General features: G+C 45.5%; 7 protein-coding genes. 1 reads left to right on the forward strand and 6 read right to left on the reverse strand.

What is annotated here, in order from left to right; translation table 11 throughout:
- Positions 1–30: 30 nt before the first annotated feature.
- The 6 genes from RWX26_RS10115 to RWX26_RS10140 all read right to left on the reverse strand — a co-directional run bounded on the left by RWX26_RS10115 (position 31) and on the right by RWX26_RS10140 (position 5,636).
- On the reverse strand, positions 31–780 hold the full coding sequence (locus RWX26_RS10115; protein WP_002928231.1) for a DUF6287 domain-containing protein: 750 nt from the start codon (positions 778–780) through the stop codon (positions 31–33).
- 224 nt (positions 781–1,004) lie between these two features.
- The gene (locus tag RWX26_RS10120; protein WP_002911498.1) at positions 1,005–1,406 is read right to left on the reverse strand and encodes a DUF4430 domain-containing protein; all 402 of its coding nucleotides are present in this window, start codon (positions 1,404–1,406) and stop codon (positions 1,005–1,007) included.
- Positions 1,390–1,875, reverse strand: coding sequence for a hypothetical protein (locus RWX26_RS10125; protein ID WP_002928232.1), 486 nt, complete (start codon positions 1,873–1,875; stop codon positions 1,390–1,392). The genes RWX26_RS10120 and RWX26_RS10125 overlap by 17 nt, the downstream gene beginning before the upstream one ends.
- A 42-nt stretch (positions 1,876–1,917) precedes the next feature.
- Positions 1,918–2,661, reverse strand: coding sequence for a DUF4272 domain-containing protein (locus tag RWX26_RS10130; RefSeq protein ID WP_002928233.1), 744 nt, complete (start codon positions 2,659–2,661; stop codon positions 1,918–1,920).
- 80 nt (positions 2,662–2,741) lie between these two features.
- A complete protein-coding gene (locus tag RWX26_RS10135; protein WP_002928234.1) occupies positions 2,742–5,171 on the reverse strand; it encodes an ATP-dependent Clp protease ATP-binding subunit in 2,430 nt (809 codons plus the stop codon).
- Positions 5,172–5,636, reverse strand: a complete 465-nt coding sequence (locus tag RWX26_RS10140) for a CtsR family transcriptional regulator (protein WP_002928235.1) — start codon at positions 5,634–5,636, stop codon at positions 5,172–5,174. It abuts the gene before it with no gap.
- Positions 5,637–5,782: 146 nt separating this feature from the next.
- On the opposite strand from RWX26_RS10140, the gene RWX26_RS10145 reads away from it, so the two are divergent.
- The gene (locus RWX26_RS10145) at positions 5,783–6,271 is read left to right on the forward strand and encodes a hypothetical protein (RefSeq protein WP_002928237.1); all 489 of its coding nucleotides are present in this window, start codon (positions 5,783–5,785) and stop codon (positions 6,269–6,271) included.
- Positions 6,272–6,368 lie beyond the last annotated feature (97 nt).

Consider the following 6,368-nt stretch of genomic DNA (forward strand, 5'->3'; position numbering starts at 1 on the left):
AAGCCCATTGGACTTCCTTTTTCCTTATGTTTAAGGTTGAGTTACCACAACGCTTGTTACTGAGCCATCTGCTCCTGTTGTAATCTGCAGATTGGCATTGCCTTGCCCGCTTAACTGCGCATTGTATTTCCCATCATCCAGCGTATAGGAGTAGGAAGCGATAGAATAATTATCAGTCTTTCCATCTACAGACTGGACTGTGAATTGACCATTACCTGATACAGTCACAGTATTTCCATTGGCATCCTTCCAAGTACCAGCAGCCGCTGAGAAATCCCCATCCACCATAGTCAAGACACCTTTATAGCGAGCATTGCTAGCTGCCTGCTTATTTTGAAGCTGGCGATTGCTTTCCGGTGCTTGGGCTGGTTGAGCCGGTTGAGACTGAGTATTTTGTCGACCTGAAGCTTGCTGCGGTTGCGTTTGTTGGGCTTGAGGAGCTTCGACAGTAGACTGTTGCTGATTAGCAGGAATTTCGGCTTGTCCAGGCTGGCCAACTGCTCCTTCTGAAGAAGCGCTATTGCTAGCCTTAGGAGAAGTGCTGGCCTTGCTGGATGACGCAGCTTTTGAGCTAGAGGAAGTCTGAACAGTCTTGCTAGAACTAGCTCTTGTTGTACTTTCTTCTTTCTTACCACATGCCCCTAAAAGAAAACTAGAAGCCAGAACTGCAGCTGCCATCATTTTTGTATAAGTACGTGTTTTCATCTTTCGTCTCCTTGTAATATTTAGAAATCTTTTTGTAACATTATTGTAACACCGGAAATTTACTATGTCAATCATTTATACAAGATTTTTCAAAAAAATTTTTTACTTAAGTAAAGTTCCGTTTCTCAATCTCCTTCTTCTGTCATGAGAAACACGCTCCTACTTATCTATTCGTAATTAAAAATGAAAAAACAGTTTTTTATAAAATTTTATAAAAATATTTTCAGGCACTTTAAAACTGTATCAAGGGCACAAAAAAGAACCTAATGCCCAAGCATCAGATTCTTTTTATAAAAGATTTATTGCTGATAGACTTCTTGGTAGAATTCCAGCTTGTCTCCATCCTTGACAGTGATTTGATTGGCTGCCTTAGGAGCCATTTCTCCGTTGACCTTAAACATCCAGTAGAGGCCCTTTGCTTCATCCTGAGCATGACCGTCAATAGAAGTGATAAAACCATCTTTTTCTTCGACCTTATAGGCCTTTTTCAAAGCATCCATCGCTGTCTTTCCTTCTTCGACAGCCACCGTTTTCTCGCTCTTTTCCTGACCTTCTGGCGCAATACTGATGCTGATTTTCAGTTCCTTTTTGACAGAAGAATCAGCTGAGCTAGAGCTCTTGTCAGTATTTGTCTGGCTGCTGCCGCAACCAACAAGGAGAAGGGCAAAAGCAAGTGTGAGCAAACTAAAGATTTTTTTCATGATAGAGCCTCCTTAAAATAGGGTACAAGAGTGGGTAAAAAAACAAGGTCGACAGTCCGTGCGCTATATTGAAAGTCAAAGCATTGATAATCGCATAAGACCACCAGTGATAGTTGTAAAGCAAGGCTGTCAGTGTATCGATGGCAATGCCATAGCCAAAGGATAGGAGAGCTGCTGCTATTCCCTGTCCCACTAGATTTAACCGAGAATAGAGCAGCCGCCAAAGGCAAAGAATCAGTCCAAAGGACAGCAACTGAAAGAGGACGATCGGACTCATTCCCAAAAGAAAGGCTGATGTAAACATTGTCACAGCCATCACTAGGAGTGAGGTCTGCAAATCCTCAAAGATAACTATCAGGAAAAAGATAGCTGAGATAGGCTGCACATTGGGCAAAAAGGAAAATGCATAGCGAAAGGCCACACATAGAGCCGATAGGATGGCAATTTTAGCCATTTTGCGAGCGGACAAAGGTACCTCCTTTTCTAATTGAGTGAATCAAGAGAAGTTGGACTAGGTATGCAGCTCAACAGCATCCCAGTCTTGAGCCGTATTCAGCCCCAACAGCCAGTCAAGGCCAGACCGCCTCTCCAGAACAACACTTTCATCAAGGCCTGCCGGTTCTGGCTGGTCATGAATCCGAGCATCAACACAGGCCCAGTGATAACGATAAATCAAATCATCTTCATCCAGTAACTCTTCTAAGCTGCGCGGTTGGCATTTGCCCAGAAATTCCTGAAAGTTAACCGCACTAGCGACTGCATCAATAGCAGCATCACAATCACAAATCTTATCTGGAAACGGCAAAGTATCTACTAGACCTAAGTACCAAATCAGGGACCAATAGGCCTCGTATTTCCAAACCATATTGATGATAGCTGCCGGGTCGGCACGATCTTCCAAGACCTCCTTTTCTTTGGGCGTCAGCTCTTCCTGCACCCCGTATTGCTGCAGTTTATCCTGCAGCCACTGGCGGCTCTCCTCATTATAATTATTATTTTCGATATCCAAGGCCGCCTGAATAATCAAGAGGCTGGTAATAGCCCGACGCGCAATTTCTTCTAGCGAGCGCGGCCGTACCTGCTCAGCACTTTCGATGACCGGCAAATGCTCAAGGTAAGGAATCCCCTCCTTTTTCAAGCGCTGGATACTAGCCGCTTTGCGCTCTTCTGGTTTTTTCACTCTGGCTCGCTTACCTGCAAATAAATCTTTAAAAAACGACATATCAGCCTCCAATCCTTCAATTCCCAGTTTCATTGAATGATGAAATAACTGTTGAGTATCTATCTAATCAAGGGCTAATCGCAGGCGAAAATTTTCATTGCAGACTTGGCTTTCTAAGCCACTTCGAACTTGAGTTGGCCAGTCTTAACCCCGACCTTAAGTGTTTGACCAGCCGCCAAATCACCTGTCAGGAGCAGCTCAGACAGCTTGTCCTCCACCTGGGTCTGAAGAGTGCGACGCAATGGCCGTGCACCCATTTCCACATCGTAGCCTTCCTGAGCCAGCAGCTTAAGAGCACTAGCCTGAAACTTCAGCTCAATTCCCTTCTCAGCAAGACTGGCAATGAGCGGTTTGACCATAACCTTGACCACTTCCTGCATATCTTCTGCAGATAAGCTGTGGAAGACTACCTTCTCATCTATACGGTTGATAAACTCTGGTCTATATGCTTTCTTGAGTTCTTCCAGCATCCGTTTTTCCATATTGGCGTGGTCCAAACGAATGTCACGCGCACCAAAGCCCACCGTCTTATCATCCCGCAAACTGGTTGCTCCCAGATTGCTGGTCATGATAATAATTGTGTTGGAGAAGTCCACCTTGCGGCCCTTACTGTCAGTCAGCTGACCATCATCCAAGACCTGCAGGAGAACATTGAAAATATCCGGATGCGCCTTTTCCACCTCGTCAAAGAGCAGGACAGAATAAGGTCTGTTGCGCACCTTCTCCGTCAGCTCTCCTCCCTCTTCATAGCCTACATAACCTGGAGGGGCTCCGTTGAGGCGGCTAGCCGCGAATTTCTCCATGTACTCACTCATATCAAAGCGGATGAGGGCAGATTCGTCATCAAAGAGACTTTCGGCCAAAGCCTTAGCTAGCTCTGTCTTTCCGACTCCTGTCGGACCTAGGAACATAAAGGAGCCAATTGGCCGCTTGCTGCTGCGGATGCCCGACTGATTCCGTCGGATCGCTCGGCTGATAGCTGAAATCGCCTCATCCTGCCCAATCACGCGTTTATGCAGTTCTGTTTCCAAATTGAGATATTTCTTAGCATCTGTCTGAGTCAGCTTCTGCACAGGAATACCAGACAAACCACTAAGTGTTGCCAAAACATCGTCTTCTTCCACTTTCAGTTTATAGAGCTTAGGCTGCTGCTCTTGCTCAAGCAACTTTGAGACTTTTTTGAAATCCGCTGCCATCAAGGCTTGATCCACTGGCGTCAAATCTGACTGCTCATAATTCTGCGGTCCTCTATTCTGCACTGTCGCACTGGCCTCGTCCAAAAGATCAATGGCAGAGTCTGGCAGGTGCTTGCTAGTCAGATAGCGATGGGCGTATTTGACCGCTGTCTCGATAGCCTGATCACTGATCTGCACCTTGTGATGGTCCTCATAGCTCTTTCTCAAACCTTGTAAAATAGCAATGCTGTCAGCCACATTCGGCTCTTCTATACTGACTTTGGCAAAACGCCGAGAAAGAGCAGCATCTTTTTCAATATGTTTCTGGTACTCTTCCTGCGTTGTAGCACCAACTGTCCGCAATGTTCCGCGAGCCAGAGCCGGTTTCAGGATATTGGCCGCATCCAAGGTCGAGTCAATACCGCTGCCAGAGCCCATGATAGTATGTAGCTCATCGATGAAGAGAATGACATGACCATCTTCTTCAATGTCATTGATGATGTTGTTCATCCGCTCCTCAAAGTCTCCGCGAAAGCGAGTGCCAGCGACTACATTCATCAAGTCCAGCTCCAAAACCCGCATCTTGGCAAGTTCAGCCGGAACCTGACCAGCCGCTACACGCTGAGCCAGTCCCAAGGCTAGAGCAGTCTTACCAACCCCAGCATCTCCAACCAGCACTGGATTGTTTTTAGTCTTGCGACTGAGAATCTGAACTATCCGTGAAATTTCCTGATCGCGGCCAATGACTGGCTCCAATCGGCCATCTCTAGCCAGCTCCGTCAGATCACGAGTGTAATCTTCCAGCCCCCCGCTGGTAGAAGCCGGCATCCCCATCATATTAGCCATGGTCTGCTTAGCAGCCATTACGCCCTTATTCAGACTGCGGATAGCCTTGATATCTTCCTTGCCCCAGCCAGCTCGCTGCTCCAAGACCTTACGCAAATCACTGATTTTCGGCCCCTGCTCCTTATCCTCGTAGCTAAAGCCGGTAAATTCCAGAATACGAGAGGCCAAGGTCCCCCGGTCAAATAGCATGGCCAGCAGCACATGTTCGGTACCTACATGCTTAGCGCGAACAGCTTCTGCAATCTGTCCTGCCTCCTCAAACAGCTCCTCTAAGCGATAAGAAAAAGGCAGCAGCTCGAAGTGACCGTCTTTCTGATAAGCCTGACCAGTAATCTGAAAAGCTGCTTCTTCAAATCCATCAACTTCCACAGGAAATTCATTGAGAACTGAACCAGCAACACTGTAGGGATTATTAGCCAAAGCAATCAGCAGATGCCATGATTCCAGATAATCTGTCGTAAAATGGCCGGCCAAGAGCTGGGCTGCTTCCAAGCTTTCTATTAAGGCTTTTGAGTATTTCATTTATGATTCCATTCCTTTTCTGTCTAGTTGTTGTAAAATCTTTTTTAATATCCGGGCACGAATCACCGCAGCTTCATCACCCAAAATCGAGTCCGATGCTGTTGACAAGATTAGATTGCCCTCACGTTCAGTCATAATCTTCTCGTCAAAAAGAAGCTGAATAACATCTGTAAAAACCTGCTGGCTGACACGCTCTCCCACACTGTCGTACAGGCCGCAAAGCATCTGATGCTGGTCGGAAAATTCAATCTTTCCAATTCGAATATAGCCGCCGCCACCACGCTTACTCTCGACGATATAGCCCCGACTTTCCGTGAAACGCGTCTTAATAACATAGTTAATCTGACTGGGAACCACCTGAAAAACATCAGCCAGTTCACTGCGTTTCAGTTCAACCATCCCAGCCTGAGCCAGAATAGACTTGATATATGCTTCAATACTGTCCGATGTGTTTTTTGCACCCATGACTTCCCTTTCCAGTTGAGAATTTCAGAATAAATCTCTTCTTTCCTTGCTTCTCTAACATTGACTATCTTTGACTAATATTATACCGGAAAAGTCTCTATTTTGAAAGAAAAAGGGATGACTGAAAGGTCTGATAATTCAAACTAGTGAAAAAGCTTTGCTACACTTATGTAACCGCTTGCTTTTTGCTTTTAAAGCGTTATAATATAGGTGGAAATCCACAAGGAAAAGACAGGCAGAAACTCCTGCCTGCCAACTATCATCTAAACAAGGAGGATAATCCAATGAAAATGGATTGGCTCAACTATTCTCGTCATGTACTCAAATGGCTCTTTGCAGCTCTGAGTATTTTCACCATTTTTTCTGCTGACTATGTTGATATTCCTATCGGAGCTCTCATCGCCTGTCTTTATGCTCCCCTGCTCTTCGAACAGGAGCTGGTCAGTAACCGAGTCAAATGGTATAGCTTTCTGATCATGATGGTGGTTACTCTGCCCCTTTTGTTTATTACCAAAGTCTACCAGTTTAGCCTGACTTACCCCCAAACGACAGTGCTTCTCTTCCTCTTGGCAGTATTGATTTTTACCAACGGCTTGATTGCTCATAAGGAAGAAAGAGAAAAAGCAGCTAAGTGATGCTGATCACCATTCTAAACAGGATGTTTAAAAAACCTATAAAATGTACTGACCCCCAAAAGTTAGACAATTAATTTATCCAAAGGATTTAGTTCTG

Source organism: uncultured Streptococcus sp. (assembly GCF_963536705.1).
Lineage (GTDB): Bacteria > Bacillota > Bacilli > Lactobacillales > Streptococcaceae > Streptococcus.